15 protein-coding genes are annotated in these 14,728 nt (G+C 64.9%); 11 read left to right on the top strand and 4 right to left on the bottom strand.

The window, feature by feature from the left end:
* Positions 1-7: 7 nt before the first annotated feature.
* The gene (locus RHPLAN_RS29390) at positions 8-1,210 is read right to left on the bottom strand and encodes an arabinose transporter (RefSeq protein ID WP_068025862.1); all 1,203 of its coding nucleotides are present in this window, start codon (positions 1,208-1,210) and stop codon (positions 8-10) included.
* 327 nt (positions 1,211-1,537) lie between these two features.
* Between RHPLAN_RS29390 and RHPLAN_RS29385 the strand changes: the two genes are divergently transcribed.
* The 11 genes from RHPLAN_RS29385 (at position 1,538) to nadC (ending at position 12,052) form a co-directional block, all read left to right on the top strand.
* Positions 1,538-2,482, top strand: coding sequence for an ABC transporter substrate-binding protein (locus RHPLAN_RS29385; protein WP_198164551.1), 945 nt, complete (start codon positions 1,538-1,540; stop codon positions 2,480-2,482).
* Positions 2,483-2,497: 15 nt separating this feature from the next.
* Positions 2,498-3,307: an ABC transporter ATP-binding protein gene (locus RHPLAN_RS29380; RefSeq protein WP_068025860.1), complete on the top strand. Its 810-nt coding sequence runs from the start codon at positions 2,498-2,500 to the stop codon at positions 3,305-3,307.
* Positions 3,304-4,155 (top strand): ABC transporter permease, encoded by an 852-nt coding sequence (locus RHPLAN_RS29375; RefSeq protein ID WP_084245840.1) that lies wholly within the window; start codon positions 3,304-3,306, stop codon positions 4,153-4,155. Before RHPLAN_RS29380 ends, RHPLAN_RS29375 begins: the two co-directional genes overlap by 4 nt.
* Before the next feature lie 9 nt (positions 4,156-4,164).
* Entirely contained in the window at positions 4,165-4,902 is a 738-nt protein-coding gene (locus RHPLAN_RS29370) for a cyclase family protein (RefSeq protein ID WP_068025859.1), read from the top strand.
* 12 nt (positions 4,903-4,914) lie between these two features.
* On the top strand, positions 4,915-5,724 hold the full coding sequence (locus tag RHPLAN_RS29365; protein WP_068025858.1) for an alpha/beta fold hydrolase: 810 nt from the start codon (positions 4,915-4,917) through the stop codon (positions 5,722-5,724).
* Between the two features lie 116 nt (positions 5,725-5,840).
* Positions 5,841-7,643 carry a phosphonate metabolism protein/1,5-bisphosphokinase (PRPP-forming) PhnN gene (gene phnN, locus RHPLAN_RS29360; RefSeq protein WP_068025855.1) on the top strand — a complete coding sequence of 601 codons (1,803 nt, stop codon included), beginning with the start codon at positions 5,841-5,843 and terminating at the stop codon, positions 7,641-7,643.
* A 124-nt stretch (positions 7,644-7,767) separates the two neighbouring features.
* Positions 7,768-8,742, top strand: a complete 975-nt coding sequence (locus tag RHPLAN_RS29355; RefSeq protein ID WP_068032007.1) for an ABC transporter substrate-binding protein — start codon at positions 7,768-7,770, stop codon at positions 8,740-8,742.
* A 47-nt stretch (positions 8,743-8,789) separates the two neighbouring features.
* A complete protein-coding gene (locus RHPLAN_RS29350) occupies positions 8,790-9,668 on the top strand; it encodes an ABC transporter ATP-binding protein (protein ID WP_068025852.1) in 879 nt (292 codons plus the stop codon).
* Complete coding sequence (locus tag RHPLAN_RS29345) at positions 9,665-10,414, top strand: ABC transporter permease (protein ID WP_068025845.1); 750 nt, start codon at positions 9,665-9,667, stop codon at positions 10,412-10,414. Before RHPLAN_RS29350 ends, RHPLAN_RS29345 begins: the two co-directional genes overlap by 4 nt.
* Positions 10,411-11,145, top strand: coding sequence for an ABC transporter permease (locus tag RHPLAN_RS29340; protein ID WP_068025843.1), 735 nt, complete (start codon positions 10,411-10,413; stop codon positions 11,143-11,145). The genes RHPLAN_RS29345 and RHPLAN_RS29340 overlap by 4 nt, the downstream gene beginning before the upstream one ends.
* Positions 11,146-11,233: 88 nt before the next feature.
* Positions 11,234-12,052 (top strand): carboxylating nicotinate-nucleotide diphosphorylase, encoded by an 819-nt coding sequence (nadC, locus tag RHPLAN_RS29335; RefSeq protein WP_237179935.1) that lies wholly within the window; start codon positions 11,234-11,236, stop codon positions 12,050-12,052.
* A gap of 6 nt (positions 12,053-12,058) precedes the next feature.
* Here nadC and RHPLAN_RS29330 read toward each other — a convergent pair whose 3' ends face one another.
* The 3 genes from RHPLAN_RS29330 to RHPLAN_RS29320 are packed head-to-tail and all read right to left on the bottom strand — an operon-like array spanning position 12,059 to position 14,621.
* Positions 12,059-12,928 (bottom strand): GNAT family N-acetyltransferase, encoded by an 870-nt coding sequence (locus tag RHPLAN_RS29330; RefSeq protein WP_068025838.1) that lies wholly within the window; start codon positions 12,926-12,928, stop codon positions 12,059-12,061.
* A 37-nt stretch (positions 12,929-12,965) separates the two neighbouring features.
* On the bottom strand, positions 12,966-13,364 hold the full coding sequence (locus RHPLAN_RS29325; RefSeq protein WP_068025835.1) for a cupin domain-containing protein: 399 nt from the start codon (positions 13,362-13,364) through the stop codon (positions 12,966-12,968).
* Between the two features lie 33 nt (positions 13,365-13,397).
* Positions 13,398-14,621 carry a M24 family metallopeptidase gene (locus RHPLAN_RS29320; RefSeq protein ID WP_068025832.1) on the bottom strand — a complete coding sequence of 408 codons (1,224 nt, stop codon included), beginning with the start codon at positions 14,619-14,621 and terminating at the stop codon, positions 13,398-13,400.
* Between the last annotated feature and the right edge of the window lie 107 nt (positions 14,622-14,728).

The raw sequence follows: 14,728 nt of genomic DNA, 5'->3' as shown, positions 1-14,728 counted from the left end.
ACTCCCGTTATGCGTCCGAAGCCGTCGGTGCCCGGAGCAGGCGCGTCGCAACAACCGCCGCGCCGAGCACCGTGATCGTGCTGGCGAGAAACACCGCGCGCAGGCCTGCGCCGGCCGCGATCAGGCCGAGCAGCGGGCTCGCAATGCCGAGCGCAAGATCAAGGCAGGCCGTGTAGGTGCCCATGGCAAGCCCGCGGCTCTGGCTCGGTACGCGATGCACCGCTTCGAGCCCGAGCCCCGGATAGACCAGCGCATAGCCGAAGCCGCTCAGCACCGCTCCCGCAAGCGCAAGGCCCGGCGAGGGCGCGAGCCAGATCAGGGCCTGGCCCGCGGCCTCCAGCAGCACGGAGACCAGCGCGATCTTCGCGCCGCCGATGCGATCGGGCAGATGGCCGAACACGATGCGGGTGGCCATGAAGGCTGCCGCGAAGGTGCTCAAGCCCAGCCACGCCGGTGCCCATCCCTGGCTTACGAAAAGGAGCGTGATGAAGGTCGTGATCGCGCCGAAGCCGATGCTGCTGAAGGCGAGCCCGAAGCCGGGCATCAGCACGGCGCGCAGCACCGTTGCGAGCGACGGTTTGGGTCTGCGGATCGGCGTGACGCCGCGCAGCGGCAGGATCAGCAGTACGCCCAGAAGCGGCACGAGCGTGGTGGCGAGCGCGATCGCCACGAAGCCGTAACGGGCATAGAGCGCGCCGCCGGCCGGTGCGCCGACTGCGAAGGCCGCGTAGAGCGCGGTGCCGATCCAGGCGATCACCTTGCCGGCGTTCTGTGTGGCGACGAGCGCCAGGCCCCAGCTCAGCGCGCCGGTGATGATGAAGCTCTCCGCGCCACCGAGAAGCGCGCGGCCCGCGATCAGGATCGAGACCGATGTGATGGGCGAGGCGGTGAACCGGAGCGACAGCGCATAAAGCAGGCCCGACGCAGCCGCGGCGAGCAGGCCCGCGACGACCGCGCGCTTTGCGCCGCGAGTGTCGGCAAAATGGCCCGACCAGATGCGCGAAACGAGCGCTGCCGCGAACTGGCTGCCCGAGACGAGGCCGACCACGAAGGTGCCGAGCCCGAGTTCTTGATGCACGTGGAGCGGCAGAACCGGCATCGCGATGCCGGTGATGAGGAACACGACCAGCACCACCGCCATCAGCGGCGTGAGCGCGATGACGACGTCGGAGGTCGCAACGGCGGGAGGTCTGGATTCGACAGCGGACATGACTGGCCTTTGGCTCTTTCGCGCACGCCGCCGTCCGCGCTCCGTGAGGAGCGCGCCATGCCCTCGCGGGGCTCTGGCCGAGTGCGTGACGATCCCGCGTTCCTGCCGCGAGAACGATGTTGTTATAGGGCCAGCCGGGCACTGCGATTAGCTGAGAAAACCCGCATGGACTTATGAGGCTGGCTCATGATTGGCTGTCGTTCGGTCAGCGGACAATCGCGCAACAATTTTCGGCGAGCCGTGTGGTCGGACCCAGGTGACCGGGCAGATTTCACGCGTTAGTCTTTTCGAGGACGCCGGTGGATTGTGAATCGCGTGGAGGCTGCGGTGATTCAGGTTCGACGATTGTCTTACGCCATTTCTTTGGTTGCGAGCGTGCTGCTGTCGCCATTGCCGGCAACAGCGCAGGAAAAGATCAAACTCGGCCTGCTGCCATTTTCGGAATCGCTGGCGGCCGTCATCGCCGACAAGCAGGGGTTCTTCAAAGCAGAAGGCATCGAGGTCGAGATCTCGAAGTTCGACAGCGGTGCGGTTGCGGTGCCGGTGCTGCAATCGGGCCGGCTCGACATCGTGCTGAGCAGCACCGTCGCGACGTTCCAGGCCATTGAGCAGGGGCTCGACGCCGTGGTGCTAGCGCCGGGCGCGATCGTGCGGGAAGCGCCGCCGGACACGACCGTCGCTGTGATCGTGCGCAAGGGCTCGGTCGGCTCGCTTAAAGAACTCGAAGGCAAGCGCGTCGCCGTGAACGTCATCAACAGCACCGCGTGGCTGCACACGGTCGCGCTCCTCGACAAGCAGGGCGTCGATCGCACCAAGGTGCGCTTCACCGAAGTGCCGTTCCCGCAGATGAACGATCCGCTGCTCGCGGGCCAGCTCGATGCTGTCGTCCAGGTCGAGCCGTTCCGCTCGGCGCTGATGTCGACCGGCAATGCCGAGATCGTTGGCTGGCCCTACGTCGAGACCGCGCCGAACACCGACATCACGCAGTACATCGCGCTCACGCCGTGGGTCGAAAAGAACAGGGCGCTGGCGGCGAAGTTCGCTCGCGCGGTGGCCAAGGGCGCGCAGTTCGCCGCCTCGAACGAGGCTGCGACCCGCGACATCAATCAGCAGTTCACCAATCTCAACCCAGCGCTCAAGGACAAGGTGCTGCTGCCGCGGCTCGGCACCGCGATCAACCTCAAGGAGATGAACCACACCAAGGAGCTGATGGTGAAATACGGGCTGCTCAAAACACCCGTCGATCTCGCCAAGCGCGTGTTCACGCCGTGACCGTCTGAGGAAGCCATGAGCCCGTCAGGCACGACCGTCCTTCGCGTTCGAGGCCTGCACAAGAGCTTCGCTGCGGCCGGGAACACCACGGTTGCGCTCAACGGCGTTGATCTCGACATCGCGGAAGGAAGCTTCGTCTCGATCGTCGGTCCCTCGGGCTGCGGCAAGTCCACCTTGCTGCAGATCATGGCGGGGCTGGCGTCGCCGACCGCGGGCGACGTCTTCTACAAGGACCGCTGCATCGAGGACCCGCCGCCGGATGTGCTCTACGTGTTCCAGCAATACACGCGCTCGCTGTTTCCCTGGAAGACGGTGGAGCGCAACGTCGCCTTCGGACTGGAGAACAAGGGCACGCTGTCGCGTGCCGAGATTGCTTCGCGCACAAGCGAACTGATCGGGCTGATGAAGCTTTCCGGCTTCGAGCGCCACTATCCATGGCAGCTTTCCGGCGGCATGCAGCAGCGCGTTGCCATCGCCCGCGCGCTTGCTTGCCGCCCTGCGGTGCTGCTGATGGACGAACCTTTCAGCGCGGTCGACGCGCTCACGCGTGTGGGCCTTCAGGAGCTTCTTCGTTCTCTCTGGCGCGAACTCAAGCTCACCGTGGTGTTCGTCACCCATGATGTCGACGAGGGCGTCTATCTCTCGACCCGGGTCGTGGCGCTGACGCGGGCGCCAGGCACCATCGCCATCGACGTGCCGATCGATCTGCCCGGCCCACGCGACCAGATCGCGACCCGGGCGCTGCCCGCTTATCTCGACTACCGGGCGCGGCTCCTCGCTCAACTCTTTGCCGATGAAGGCCTCAAACGGACGGAGGCCGCGTGACCGACATCGCGCACAGCGACCCGCCGCCGGCCACGGCCGTCGCTGCTCCGCCAGTCAAACGCGCGGCAAAGTCCAGCCTGATCTGGAACACGCGCTTTATCGGCGTCATCTTCATTGGCGTGCTGCTGGTTCTGTGGGAGATCGCCGCCGCCTACGCGATCTTTCCGCCGATGAGCTTCCCGCGTATCAGCGCGATCATCGCGACCTGGTGGCGACTTGTGATATCCGGCGAACTGCTCGGCGAGGTGCTGCCGAGCCAGTGGCGGATGTTCGCGGGTTATTTCATCGGAGTCGTGCTGGGAGTCGCGGTCGGCGTGCTGATGAGCTACGTCCGCTTCTTCTACAATCTGCTCGAGCCGATCACCGAAATCCTGCGTCCGATTCCGAGCCCGGCCTACCTGCCGATCATGATCCTGTTTCTCGGCATCGATGACGAGATGAAGATATTCATGATCGCCTTTGCGAGTTTCTTTCCGGTGCTGCTCAACACCTACAGCGGCGTGCGCAGCGTCGATCCGATCCAGCTGCAGACCGCGCGCACCTTCGGCGTCTCAGGCCGCAAGCTCCTGATGCAGGTCGTGCTGCCGGCCTCGTCGCCTTATATCTTCACCGGTATGCGGATCAGCCTCGCGGTGGCGCTGATTGTGATGGTGATCAGCGAAATGGTCGCGGCATCGAACGGCATCGGCTATTTCATCCTGAGCGCGCAGCGCGGCTTCAAGATTCGCGACATGTTCGCCGGCGTGCTGACGCTTGCTGCGCTCGGCTATCTCCTCAATTGGCTGTTCCTTCTGATCGAGAACCGAATTCTGGCTTGGCACTACGGCTACACCCAGCAGCGCGGTTGAGAGCATCACATGTCCCGCATCGTCGATCTGACGCTTCCCGTCACCTCCAACATGGCCGGTATCCCGAAGATCGCCTTCTACGAGCAGAACCCGACGCGCGTTCAAGCCGTCACTGTCGTGAGCGAGGAGCAGCGCGCGACGCTCACAGCCGAGCGGGTCGATCTCCTGCCGGACGCGCCGATCACCAACAGCATGAACACGGTGTTCACCCTGAACACCCACATCGGCACGCACATCGATGCGCCGCGGCATTTCTATGCCGACGGCTATTCGGTCACCGACTTGCCGCTCGACCGCATCGTGATGCGTGAGGCGGTGGTGATCGATGTCAGCCACAAGAAGCCCGGCGAGGGCGTCACCGGTGACGATCTGGAACGCACCGGCGTGAAGCCCGCACCCGGGCAGATCGCCGTGATCAAGACGCTCTGGACCAATCGCGCCTTCGGCAAGCCGGAGTTCTGGGCGCAGACCATTCATCTCGAGCCGAGCGTCGGCGAATGGGTCGAGCGCCAGGGCGTTTCGGCGGTCGCCATGGACTGCTTTCCGGAGAAGCCGTTCTGGCTGATGACGCTGACGCCCGCTGAGCGCGGCGCCAATCACAAGCGCTGGCTCAAGGCAGGCATTCCGATGATCCAGATGCTCACCGCGCTCGACCGCATCGCGCCCAGGTTCATGCTGACGGCGCTGCCGCTGAAGCTCCAGGGCATGGACGGCGCGCCGGCGCGGGTCATCGGCATCGAGCCTTGAGGGCGTCATTCCATGCCGATGGTCAGCGTCAATGGTTGCGATTTTTATTATGAACAGCACGGCCAGGGCCGCGACATCGTCTTCATCCACGGCGAGATTCATGGGCTCGAATACTGGGAGCATCAGGTCGCCGAGTTCTCGACCGACCACCGCTGCTTCATCTACAACCGCCGCGGTCACGCCAAGACGACGTGGACCGACTACGGTTTCTCGCTGGTCAATCAGACCCGCGACCTGGAACTGCTGATCGAGCGGCTCGGCATCGAGCGTCCGGTCATCGTCTCGCTCGCCTTCGGCACCACGATCGCCGCGAACTACGCGATCCGCAATCCCGGCAAGCCGCGCGGGCTCGTGCTCGGCGCCTGGAGCGAGATGCACGACGCGTTCCAGTATTTCGAGCGTTGGGAGCGTTACTCGAAGCAGGCCGCGCAAGTTCTGGAACAGCAGGGACGCGACGCTTTGATTGCGCTTCTGCGCGAGCAGGGCGGCAAGTCGATCTACAAGGTGATTCCGGTGGACTCAGCCGTCCGCGAGAAGGTCATCCAGATGTTTGCGGGGCATCCGCTCGGCGAGTACCAGCGCGGCATGCTCGAATTCGGCATGTCGGTGCCCGACCTTGTGCCCGCGTTCAAACGGCTCGATCTGCCGGTGCTCGGCGTCTGCGGCAACCAGGATCCCTATCCGGATCAGCCGGATGTGCTGCGCGGCATGGCGGGGTTCCGCGAGGCGCCGCGAAACGCGGGTGCCGCGCGTTTCGTCCACTGGGAAAAGCCAGCGGAATTTAACGCTGTGCTCCGCGCCTTCCTGCAATCATTGCCATAGCGCCGTCATTTCCGGCGTTCATTGACAAGCCGGCCGCCTGCCGTATCATTTGTACACATACAAATTCCTCCGGCGTGCAGTCGAAGGCGGGGCGACCGCAAGGACCACGGAAAGCGATGGAAGGCAGGCTGTTCTTTGTCGTCGGGCCGAGCGGGAGCGGCAAGGACACATTGTTGAATGGCGCGAAGCTCGCGCTCGCGGCCGACCCACACGTGGTGTTCGCCCAGCGCGTGATCACGCGCCCGGCGGGCGTCGGCAACGAAGACCACATGCCGTGCGACATGGCCGAGTTCGAGCGGCGCGCCGGTTCCGGCGACTTCCTGATCCACTGGTCGGCGCATGGGCTCAGGTACGGGATCCCGATCCATCTGGCCGACAACCTGGCCTCGGGACAGAACGTGGTGATCAACGGCTCCCGTGCCGCGGCCGCCGAACTTGTCGGCAAGGCCAGGAACGTGACGCTCGTCGAAATCTCGGCACCGGCCGAGTTGATCGCGCAACGGCTGATGGCGCGGGGCAGGGAAGACGCCGCGCAGGTTCAATCGCGGCTGGCCCGTGTGACCCCGAAGCTGCCGGCCGGTATCGACAGTGTCGTCATCCACAATGACGCAGCCGTCGAGACCGGAGTGGCGAGGCTCGTTTCGATTCTGACTTCATCGCGCCCGGGCGACGAAGCGTCTCCGGTGCGGCCGGCGTCGCTGCCGGGCGCGGCATTCCTGCGGGCGAAACTCAACGGCGAAGAGCTGACGGAATCGCAATATCGGCTGCTGCTGACCGAATTCGTCGAGCACAAGCATTCCGAAAGCGACATGACGCGCTTCCTTGTGGCGGCGACGGGCGCGCTCAGCATCGCCGAGGTGACAGCCATCGCCAAGGTGCGGTCGGAGTTTGCCGAACGCGTCACCTGGGACGAGCCGATCGTGGTGGACAAGCATTCGCTTGGCGGCGTGCCGGGGAGCCGCATCACCATGATCGTCGTGCCGATCGTTGCAGCGCACGGCCTTGCGATGCCCAAGGCATCGTCGCGGGCGATCACCTCGGCGGCGGGCACCGCGGATGCGATGGAGACCGTGGCCCGGGTCGATCTTGATATTCACGATGTCCGCCGGGTCGTTGCCGCGGCGCGCGGCTGCATCGTCTGGAACGGCAAGCTCAATCACTCCGCGCTCGACGACGTCATGAATTCGATCACGCGCCCGCTGAAGCTCGACAGCGTGAAATGGTCGGTCGCTTCGATCCTGTCGAAGAAGGTGTCGGCGGGCGTTACCCACGTGGTGGTCGATCTGCCTTACGGCCCGTACGCCAAGCTCAAGACCGAACAGCAGGCGATCGAGACGGCCGATCTGTTACGGACCGTGGGTGAAGCGCTGGGCCTCAAGGTCGAGGCGTGCCCGTCGCCCGGCGATCAGCCGATCGGCCGCGGCATCGGCCCCGCCTTGGAGGTGCGCGACGTCATGGCGGTGCTCGAAGGCAGGCCCGATGCACCGGATGATCTTCGCAACAAGGCGCTGGCATTTGCGAGCCGGATCCTCCGCTGGGCGCCGGATATCTCGTCCGAGGCTGCGGCAAAATCGCGCGCCGTTGAGCTTCTTGGTTCCGGCGCGGCGAAGCAGGCTTTCGACAGGATCATCGACGCGCAAGGACGTCGCGCGCCCGCCGCCGTCCCGGGCGCAATGGCGGCCGAGGTGCCGGCGAAGAGTTCGGGCACCGTTTGCGGCATCAATGGTTGGAGAATCGGCGAGATTGCACGGGCGACGGGCGCGCCTTGGGATTTTGGCGGCGGTCTGGAGCTTCGCGTTCGCACAGGCGAGCAGGTCAAGGCCGGCGACGCTCTCTACACGATCCGGTCGAACACGCCCAACGGACTTGCCGCGGCCACAGCCGCTGCCGCGTCGGACAGCGGATTTGAGATTGCGTGAGGCGTTACTTGGGCTTCTGCCTAGGTTTCGTTCTTGACAACAGAATGGGCAACGGACTTGAATTGTATGTGCACAAACAATTCCCCGGTCTGCGGCTTAACGGTTGGCAGCTAAGGAGGCGAAGATGCGGCATTGGGCACGGAGCTTTGCGGCGGCTGTTTGTCTCGTAACGTCGGTTTCGCTGCCTGCAGTGGCCGAAGAAATCTCGGTCACGCAGTGGGGCCAGAGCCTCTACGGCGCGCCGTTTGCGGTCGGCATGGACAAGGGCCTGTTCAAGAAAGCCGGCATCGACATCACCGGCATCATCGGATCGGCCGGCGGCGGCACCACGGTGCGCAACATCCTCGCCAGCTCGACGCCGTACGGTGAGGTCGCGCTCTCGGCGGCGCTCGCGGCGGCCAATCAGGGCATCGAGCTCGTGATCGTCAATGTCGGCACCCGCACGGTCGCCGAGTCGACGCTGGTCACGATGCCCACGACCGACATCAAGTCGCTCGAGGACCTGATCGGCAAGAAGGTGGCCATCACCTCGCCGAAGTCGTCGTCCGAGATGATCTTCCTGATGGAGTTGAAGGAAAAGAACATCGACGCGGGCAAGATCACGCGGATCGCGGCGGGCGGCTATCCGCCGGCGCTGACCATGCTGGAGCAGGGCGCGGTCTCGGCGGCGGCGCTGATCGAGCCGCTTTCGATCATCCGCAAGGCGAAATACCGCACCGTGGTCGCGGCGAAAGACATCCTGCCGGCGATGACCACGTCGGTCGGCATCACCACCAAGGCGTTCGCCAAGGAGAACGGTGACAAGCTCCGCGCCATCATCGCCGGACGCCGCGCGGCGGTCGAGGCGATCTACGCCAACCCGGATGCCGCGGCCGAAGTCCTGCAAAAAATGTGGAACTTCGAGCCGGAGATCGCCAAGGAGGCGGTGCACAACATGATCGCGCCGAAGATGTGGAGCCTCGGCGATTTCGATCGCACCGAGCTCGAGCGCTCCGCGGCCGGATTGAAGCTGATCGGCGAACTCAAGCAGGACGTCAACTGGTCATCGCTGATCGACGAATCGTTCCTGCCCAAGGACCTGCAGGGCAAGATGCACTGATGCGGCCGCGCCGCCCGCGCGGAGCCGTAACGGATTGATGGCACTCCATGCGTGATGCGGTCGTCAGCGAGACAGAGCCAGGCAAGGGCGCGAGCGCTGCCCAGGACGTTGGCTCCGTTCACGTCCGGCTGCGGAACGTCACCCGGGTCTTCCAGCTGCGCTCCGGTGCATCGCTTCACGCCATCGGTCCGGTCGATCTCGACCTGATGCGCGGCGAATTCTTCTCGGTGGTGGGGCCATCCGGCTGCGGCAAGTCGACCTTGCTCGATGTCCTGGCTGGCCTTGCCGTACCGACCGAAGGCACCGCGACGTTCGAAGGCCGTCCGGTTTCGGGCGTGCCCGACGGCGTCGGCGCCGTGTTTCAAGAGGATGCGTCGTTTCCCTGGCTGACCGTCGAGGACAATGTGGCGTTCGGTTTGCGGCGCGCCGGTGTCGACGCGGCCGAGATCAAGCGGCGCGTCGACTACGCCATCGGCTTCATGGGGCTCAAGGATTTCACCAAGGCCTATCCGGCACAGCTGTCCGGCGGCATGCGGCAACGCGTCTGCATCGCCCGCACGCTGGTGCTGCAGCCGAGGCTCATCCTGCTGGACGAGCCGTTCGGCGCCCTCGACCAGCAGACCCGGCTGTTGATGGGCGACGAGTTGCTGCGGCTCTGGCGCGAGACCTCGGCGACGGTGCTCTTGATCACCCACGCGCTCGACGAGGCCGCCATGCTGTCCGACCGCGTCGGCGTGATGTCGGCGCGTCCGGGCACCTTCATCGACATGGTCGCGACCGGCTGGGAGAGGGGCCGCGACAGCCGCGTCGTGTCGACGCCCCGTTTTGGCGAGATCACCTCGCGGCTGTGGGACAAGCTCCGCCGCGAAACCATGAAGATCATGGGGGTGGCGCAAGGTTCTGCGGACGGCGGGGCTGCGCCGTGAAGCGCGAAGCCTGGATCAGGCTTCTGATCGTCGCGCTGTTCGCGGCCGCCATCGAGCTGCTGTGCCGGACCAAGATCATCCCGGCGACGGTTCTGATCCCGCCCTCGGACATGGCGGTCGCGCTTGTGGCGATCCTCCGGAGCGGCGAGCTCAACGCCGATATCGTCTCGACATTCTCCAACATCCTGATCGCGGCGGTGATCGTCGCGGTGCTGGGCTTTGCCGTCGGCGTCGTGATCCATGCGATGCCGTCGCTGCGGGCCGCGGTCGAGCCGTTGCTCGCGAGCTATTACGCCGTGCCGACCTTCATGTTCTATCCGGTGTTCATCGTGCTGCTCGGCGTCGGCAGCGCGCCGATCATTGCCATCGCGGTGCTGCTGGCGGTCGTGGCGATGATCACCGCCACGCTGGACGGTCTCGATCGCATTCCGAACGTGCTGCGCAAGACCGCGCGGATGTACCAGCTCTCGCGCCTTCGCACCTCTCTGCTGATCGAGCTCCCGGCCGCGAGCCCCTACCTGTTCACCGGCGTCAAGCTCGCGGTGGCCTATTCGTTCATCGGCGTCATCGCGTCGGAGTTCATCCTGTCAGGCTCCGGCCTCGGCTACGCCATCGCCTATGCCTACAACAACTTCGAGAACCGCAAGATGTATGCGCTGATGCTGCTGGTTCTGCTCGCGGCGACGGCGGTGAACTCGTTGTTGAACGCCATCGATGTCAGACTGCAGGCGCGGCAGCTCCGATGATCCACGCACGGCATCTCGGCACGGTTCTCCTGTTTGCCGGCATCATTGTCGCCTGGCAGGTGGTGCATCTGATCGGCGGCGACGGAGCGCTCGCGTCGCCTGCGGCGACGGCGGTGAAACTCGCAGGCCTGCTTCAAAGCAGCATGTTCTGGGGCCACGTGGCGGAGACCGCCGGGGCGTTCGCGCTGGCGCTGGTGCTCGGAATTCTGTGCGGCGTATCGCTCGGTATTGCACTGGGCTTTTCGCGAACCTCGCTGGCGGTGGCCGAGCCCATCCTGGTGAATCTTTATACGATCCCGAAGGTCACGCTCTATCCGCTGGTGCTGCTCTGCTTCGGCCTCGGGATGGCCGCGAAGGTGGCGTTCGGCGTCATGCACGGCATGATCCCGATGACGATCTTCACCATGAACGCCATCCGGCAGATGAAGCCGGTGTTCCTCCGCAGCTCGAAGATGATGCGGCTTTCCGCGTGGCAGACCGCTTCGACCATCGTGCTGCCGGCCGTCATGCCGGAGGTTCTGTCCGGCATCCGGCTCGGGTTTTCGCTGACGCTGCTCGGCGTGCTGATCGGCGAGATGTTCGCTTCGAAGCGGGGGCTGGGCTTTCTCGTCACGCAGGCGATGAACCTCGGCGACACGGAGACCATCATGGCGGTGGCGGTGCTGCTGACCGCCTTCGCGGTGACGGCCAACGGCTTGCTGATCAGGCTCGGATCGCTGCGGCGCAGCTAGATTCAAACTTGTTTGTGTACATATGATCTGGTAGTTTTAGGCTTCGGATCAACGCTGACCCACAGGTGTGCTCATGTTGGATCTCTTCATGGTAGGTCGTCTCATCGACTTGTGGCTTGCCGAGGACATCGGACACGGCGACATGACCGCGATGTCGATGATCGAGCCGGACGCAAAGGCGACATTCCACATGAACGCCCGCGAAGAGCTTTGGCTTGCCGGCGTCGACGTCGCGGCGATGTGCTTCAAGCGGTACGACCCAAATATCAGCGTGGAGGTGAAGACCCAGGACGGCACGCGCTGCGAGAAGAAAACGCTGCTGCTGGCTGTTTCGGGCCCGGCGCGTAGCCTTCTGACCGTCGAGCGCACCGCGCTCAACATCACCCAGCACCTCTCCGGCATTGCCACCGAGACCGCACGCTGGGTGGCGGAGATCAAGGGCACCAACGCAAAGCTCATCGACACCCGCAAGACGACGCCGGGCCTCCGCGCGCTGGAAAAGCATGCGGTGGTTTGCGGCGGCGGCGCGAACCATCGCCTCGGTCTCGATGGCGGCGTGATCATCAAGGACAACCACATTGCGGTGGCGGGCAGCATCACCAAGGCGGTGCAGCGCGCACGCTCGCGCATCCCGGGCTTGGTCAAGATTGAGGTCGAGTGCGACCGGCTGGACCAGGTCCGCGAGGCGGTCGAGGCCAAGGCCGACATCATCCTGCTCGACAACATGTCGCTCGATCAGATGCGCGAGGCCGTCAAGTTCGTCGGCGGAAGGATTCCGTTGGAGGGGTCCGGCGGCGTGCGCTTCAACACCGTGCGCGCGATTGCGGAGACCGGAGTGGACTACGTGTCCACCAGCAAGACCATCCAGGCGGCTCCGGCTGTCGATATCGGCCTGGACGACGCCTGATCGTCGTCAGCCGAATTCGAACGACGTCACCCCATAGATGCCTTGCACCGGCAGCTTGGGGTCGGCGCCGCAATACATGCGGGCGCAGCCGAACACCTCCTTGAGGCCGAACTGCTGGGCGAGCCGCATGCCGGTTTGATTGGGCTCCGGCACGTCGAGTTGCACCTGCTCGCCCGCCATTCTGGCCATCAGGCTGCCGATCACGCGCTCCGCGACGTCGGGACGTTCGGCAAACACCGGCCCGAGCTTGTAGCCCACGCGGGCCGGCCGGGCGACGCCGTAGCCGATCAGACGATCGTTCTCGATCAGCCCGATTGCGTGGGCGCCGGGCTGAAACATCCACTGGCGAAGAAACGCCGCGCGTGGCGCAGGCACATAGTTTCGGTCGATGGCTTCGACCTGAGAAAACATCGAGGGGTCGAGAGATCGGGCCTGCGGATCTGCCGCACCACGGGCGATGCCCTCGAAGCGGAGATCGCGATAGGCCAGCGCAAAGCCGCCGCGCTCATAGAACGGCACCATGGCGAAGACGCCGTCCATTCCGATCGGCGCGCCGGGCAACAGGCGCTCCTTCAGACGCGTCAGCCGGTGATGCCAAAGCTTGCTGCCGAGGCCCGCGCCGCGCAGTTCGCGCCGGACGATGAACAAGCCCATGAAGCCGAAGCGTCCATCGTAGGAGAAGATGGTGCCGCCGCCGGCCAGCTCCGAACCCTGGCGCAGGGCGATGAAAGCATCAGGGTCGGTCGCCCACGCGATGCCGATGTCGGCGTTGCCGGGATTCCAACCTTCGCCGGCAGCCCAGCCTTCGAGGATGTCGGCTTCTTCCCGACGCATCGGGCCGAGAGACAAGCCTGTGGGTAGTGTCGGCGGATTCATGACGGCACCCTTGAAACGTGCGCGGAAGCTTTAAGCCTCAGCGCGCGTCCTGCTCGTCGCTATACCACGACGGCTTCTCGGGATAGTGCGGGCCGTCATAGACCTCGATCACCACGGTGTCCTCGTGGGCGATGGCCGGGCCGTGCACGTTGCCCTTCGGGTTGCAGTAGAACGAGCCCGCCGTCAGCACCACGCCGGTCGAGGTGTATTCGTATTTGCCGCTCAGGCAGATCATGAACTGGTTCGACGCGTGATAGTGCGGCTGCGGGATGCCTGAGCCCTTGGCGAACCTGATCATCGCGATGGAGGCGCCGGTCTCCTCGTTGCGCCACAGCATCTTCTCGGAGATGCCCTTCAGCGACTTCTCGCGCCAGGGCACCTTCCCGGTGTCGACCAGAATCTCTTCAAGCTTCGGCGCGCCCTTCGGCAGATTCATCAGCGGCTCCCGGTTTAAGCTGTTTGCGACAGCCTACACCGGAAGCTTCTGAAAGTCCGTCGAGAAGGAGTGCATGCGGCGCGCGCCATCCTGTGTGATCGTGATGGTCTCGGCGAAGACACAGCCGGTCTCCCCGTTGTGCCACTTCGGATCGAACAGGTCGATGTTCATGGCGAACACCATGCCGGGGCGGAATTCGTCGCCGATCGCCTTCAGCGCGCCTTCGTCGGCGCCGAGCGCGTGGTGGCGGTAGCGCGGATATTCCAGCGAGGCGAGGCCATGGCCGTGAATGCCGGCCTCGCAGATGCCGAAGCCCGAGCCGGTGATGACGTCGCGCACCGCGTTCATCGCCGACGAGATTTTCGTGCCCGGCTTGAACAGGGCGAGGCCTTCGCGATAGGCGGCAAGGCACGCCTCGTAGATGTCGAGATAGCGCGGCTCGGGCTCGCCGAGGCAGAACGTGCGCTCGACGTGGGTGTAGTAGCCGCCGAACTTCGGATGCATCTCGCAGATGATCATATCGCCCTTTTCCAGCGGGCGGGTGGTCGGCACGCGGAACGGATGCGGATAGGGGTGCTTGTCGGCCGCGAACAGAAACAGCGTCGGCTCCTCGCCGCCGTTCGCCAGCATGGTGTGCATCATGGCGGCGTAGACTTCGCACTCCTTGACGCCCGGCCGCGCCACGTCGCGGCAGGTCGAGAGCATCAGGTCTCCCAGCTTGGCCGCCTTGTCGAGCGCCGCGATCTCCTCGTCGCTCTTGATGACGCGAAGCTTCTCCATCATGTCCTGAAGGTTGACCAGCTCGACGCCGGGCAGGCTGTCCTTGATACGGGTGAAGCTCGAGTGCGGCGTCCAGCCGTCCGGATCGAGCGGACCGGCGAGGCCGTCGATGCCGACCTTGCCCTTGGTGAGCTTCAGCTCGTTCAGCCGGCCGACCACGCTGTCGCCGAAGGTGCCCTTGCGGGGCCGCACGTCGGCGACCCAGTTCTGTGCGCCCTTCCAGTAGTCGGTGAACACCGGCGAATAGATGAAGCTCGTCGGCTCGCCCTCGAGCGGGAACACCAGCACGTTGTTCTCGGCGTTGCCGCCGATCGGGCAGAGATAGCGCGCGTTGGCAATGTTGAAGTCCCACATCGACGGCCAGCCGAACAGCACCAGCGCGTCGAGGCCACGCGCCGCCATCTCCTTGCGGGTGAGCGCCCAGCGCCGGTCGCGCTCCTTCAGCGACAGGATCGGATATTCGGTGAGCTTGCGCATGATTGCATTGCCTCCTGGGTGTTCCTCCGCCTCATCCTGAGGAGGCGCGGAGCGCCGTCTCGAAGGATGGGGCGGCCCGCATGCTTCGAGACGCGGCCTGCGGCCGC

The sequence above is a fragment of the Rhodoplanes sp. Z2-YC6860 genome (assembly GCF_001579845.1).
Classification (GTDB): Bacteria; Pseudomonadota; Alphaproteobacteria; order Rhizobiales; family Xanthobacteraceae; genus Z2-YC6860.
Note: the sequence above shows the minus strand (reverse complement) of the source record. Positions and strands in the feature narration are given on the sequence as shown.

Bases quoted from the DNA above. Each gene is read 5' to 3' on its own strand.
- RHPLAN_RS29370 (WP_068025859.1), top strand. From the start codon at position 4,165: ATGTCCCGCATCGTCGATCTGACGCTTCCCGTCACCTCCAACATGGCC.
- RHPLAN_RS29355 (WP_068032007.1), top strand. From the start codon at position 7,768: ATGCGGCATTGGGCACGGAGCTTTGCGGCGGCTGTTTGTCTCGTAACG.
- RHPLAN_RS29365 (WP_068025858.1), top strand. From the start codon at position 4,915: ATGCCGATGGTCAGCGTCAATGGTTGCGATTTTTATTATGAACAGCAC.
- RHPLAN_RS29325 (WP_068025835.1), bottom strand. From the start codon at position 13,364: ATGAATCTGCCGAAGGGCGCGCCGAAGCTTGAAGAGATTCTGGTCGAC.
- RHPLAN_RS29390 (WP_068025862.1), bottom strand. From the start codon at position 1,210: ATGTCCGCTGTCGAATCCAGACCTCCCGCCGTTGCGACCTCCGACGTC.
- RHPLAN_RS29330 (WP_068025838.1), bottom strand. From the start codon at position 12,928: ATGAATCCGCCGACACTACCCACAGGCTTGTCTCTCGGCCCGATGCGT.
- RHPLAN_RS29340 (WP_068025843.1), top strand. From the start codon at position 10,411: ATGATCCACGCACGGCATCTCGGCACGGTTCTCCTGTTTGCCGGCATC.
- RHPLAN_RS29380 (WP_068025860.1), top strand. From the start codon at position 2,498: ATGAGCCCGTCAGGCACGACCGTCCTTCGCGTTCGAGGCCTGCACAAG.
- RHPLAN_RS29350 (WP_068025852.1), top strand. From the start codon at position 8,790: ATGCGTGATGCGGTCGTCAGCGAGACAGAGCCAGGCAAGGGCGCGAGC.
- phnN (WP_068025855.1), top strand. From the start codon at position 5,841: ATGGAAGGCAGGCTGTTCTTTGTCGTCGGGCCGAGCGGGAGCGGCAAG.
- nadC (WP_237179935.1), top strand. From the start codon at position 11,234: ATGGTAGGTCGTCTCATCGACTTGTGGCTTGCCGAGGACATCGGACAC.
- RHPLAN_RS29320 (WP_068025832.1), bottom strand. From the start codon at position 14,621: ATGCGCAAGCTCACCGAATATCCGATCCTGTCGCTGAAGGAGCGCGAC.